Source organism: Rhodoferax sp. (assembly GCF_028689295.1).
Classification (GTDB): domain Bacteria; phylum Pseudomonadota; class Gammaproteobacteria; order Burkholderiales; family Burkholderiaceae_C; genus Rhodoferax.
Window position 1 is genome coordinate 1 of sequence record NZ_JAQTWL010000072.1, and the last position, 2,529, is coordinate 2,529.

At 57.8% G+C, this 2,529-nt stretch carries 4 protein-coding genes; 3 read left to right on the top strand and 1 reads right to left on the bottom strand.

The genetic code is table 11. From position 1 onward, the window contains the following. Positions 1 to 266 (bottom strand): hypothetical protein (locus tag PHF15_RS16930; protein WP_300123055.1); only part of this gene is annotated, 266 nt, incomplete at its 3' end. On the opposite strand from PHF15_RS16930, the gene PHF15_RS16935 reads away from it, so the two are divergent. The 3 genes from PHF15_RS16935 (at position 168) to PHF15_RS16945 (ending at position 2,428) form a co-directional block, all read left to right on the top strand. Next, on the top strand, positions 168 to 491 hold the full coding sequence (locus PHF15_RS16935; protein ID WP_300123053.1) for a transposase: 324 nt from the start codon (positions 168 to 170) through the stop codon (positions 489 to 491). The genes PHF15_RS16930 and PHF15_RS16935 overlap by 99 nt on opposite strands. Next, positions 488 to 823, top strand: a complete 336-nt coding sequence (gene tnpB / locus PHF15_RS16940; protein ID WP_300123048.1) for an IS66 family insertion sequence element accessory protein TnpB — start codon at positions 488 to 490, stop codon at positions 821 to 823. Before PHF15_RS16935 ends, tnpB begins: the two co-directional genes overlap by 4 nt. A 111-nt stretch (positions 824 to 934) precedes the next feature. Next, positions 935 to 2,428, top strand: coding sequence for an IS66 family transposase (locus PHF15_RS16945; RefSeq protein WP_300123051.1), 1,494 nt, complete (start codon positions 935 to 937; stop codon positions 2,426 to 2,428). The last annotated feature ends 101 nt before the right edge of the window (positions 2,429 to 2,529 follow it).

The window sequence follows — 2,529 nt, forward strand, 5'->3', positions numbered from 1 at the left end:
TCCTTGATCGGTAAGCGCCCAGTGAACCCACCTTGAATTGAGGTCTCACATCTCGCAAGATCGTGTGCACGCAACCCATCGTGCACACCATGCTCAAAGAACCAGACCTTGCCAGCTATTCGACCCGGCGCACCCACCGGACCTACACACGCCAGTTCAAAGCCGAGCTGGTTGCGGCCTGCCAGCAACCGGGTGCTTCCATTGCTGCCATAGCCAGAGGCCATGGCATGAATGCCAACGTGCTGCACCGCTGGCTCAAAGAACATGAACGAAATGGGTGCCACCAACTTGTCGCTGCAAGTTCATCTGGGTCGGCAGTGTTAGCTTCACCTGCCCCTGCCTTCATCGCTTTGAAGCTGCCCACCGCCATGGAACCCACAGCCTGCGACATCAAGGTAGAACTTCACAAAGGCAACATCTCGATGATCGTCACCTGGCCCATCAGCGCCGCTGGCGACTTGGTGCAATGGACGCGGGCGATTCTCAAGTGATCCGCATCGATACCATCTGGCTGGCAACAGCCCCCATGGACATGCGAGCTGGCACCGATACCGCCTTGGCCAGGGTGGTGTGCGTGTTTGGTGCTGCCCATCCGCACACAGCCTACCTTTTTGCCAACAGACGCGCCAACCGCATGAAAGTGCTGGTGCACGACGGCATGGGCATCTGGCTGGCAGCACGCCGACTGCACCAGGGCAAATTTGCCTGGCCAATGGGAAGTGCAAGCCAACAAGTGAGTCTGAACCGCGTCCAATTCGATGCTTTGGTGCTGGGACTGCCCTGGCAGCGCTTGGGCGATGCTGGCATCATCACAATGGTTTGAATCATCCAAATACATAGCGCACAAGTCAATTAGGACAAGCACCGATGGTGAATTTTGTTCATCAATGAGACACTGCGTTTCATGGTGATCGCTACTGAGCAACTCCCCCACATGAGCGCAGACGAACTGCGCGAAGTGGTGCAGTCCCTGCTCAAGACGGTGACCTTCAAGCAAGCCACCATCGACAAGCTCACGCATGAGAACGCCATGCTCAAACGCCTGAAGTTTGCCGCCCAGAGCGAGCGCTTCAGCGCCGAGCAAAGAAGCCTGCTGGAAGAAACCCTCGATGAGGACCTGCAGGCCGTCAATGATGAGATCGAACAACTCCAGGTCACCGATGCGCCTGCGCCGCGCGTCAAGGAACAGCCCAAACGCCAGCCACTGCCAGCGAATTTGCCCCGCATCGAGATCAGGCATGAACCCGATTCGACCACCTGCGCTTGCGGCTGCCAGATGAAGCGCATCGGTGAAGATGTCGCCGAGAAGCTGGACTACCAGCCTGGCGTCTTCAGTGTGGAGCGCCATGTCCGCGGCAAATGGGCGTGTGCCAAGTGCGAAACGCTGATTCAGGCCCCGGTTGATGCGCACATCATCGACAAAGGCATTCCCACAACGGGTCTGCTGGCCCAGGTGCTGGTGGCCAAGTTTGCCGATCATCTACCTCTGTACCGTCAGGAGGCCATCTTTGGTCGTGCCGGTTTGGCCATTGCCCGCTCCACGCTGGGAGCCTGGGTGGGCAGTTGTGGCGTGCAGCTACAACCCCTGGTTGATGCACTGAAGGCCGACATCTTGCTGCACAGCGTCGTGCACGCCGATGAGACTCCGGTGCAGGTGCTCCAGCCCGGCAGTGGCAAGACCCACCGCGCTTACCTGTGGGCTTACGCTGCGGGTGTCTTTGAGGACACCAGGGCGGTGGTCTATGACTTCTGCGAATCCCGCTCTGGTGAGAATGCCAAGGTGTTTCTGGGTGACTGGCGCGGTAGCCTGGTGTGTGACGACTTCAGTGGCTACAAGCAACTCATGACCCAGGGTGTGACCGAAGTCGGTTGCCTGGCCCATGCCCGGCGCAAGTTCTTTGACCTGCATGCCAGCAACAAGAGTCAGATCGCACACAGTGCGCTGGAGCAAATTGCCAGGGTTTACGACATTGAGCGCGAAGTTAAAGAACTGCTTCCCGATGAGCGAAGGCGAATACGCCAGGAGAAATCAAAACCACTGCTGGATGCCTTGCATCAGTGGATGATCCTCAATCGGCAGAAGATCACGGATGGAACGGCTACGGCAAAAGCGCTGGATTACAGCCTGCGTCGCTGGTCTGCACTTACGCGCTTTGTCGGTGACGGCCAGCTGCCGGTGGATAACAACCATATCGAGAACCAGATTCGTCCGATTGCCATTGGGCGTAACAACTGGTTGTTCGCCGGTTCACTGCGTGCGGGCAAGCGTGGTGCTGCGGTGATGAGTCTGATCCAGAGTGCCAAACTCAATGGGCATGATCCATATGCCTATCTCAAGGATGTCCTGACGCGCCTGCCAACACAACGAGCAAGTCAGATTCATGAGCTGCTGCCGCACCGCTGGCAGCCGCACCTTCCATCTCTTTGATTCCCGGCCGCAGTCGCTGCGCTGTGGTCAAGATGGGTTCGCTGCGCGCTTACAGATCTCAGGCGAAATCAGTGGGCTAAAGCCCGATTGAATTCTCACTG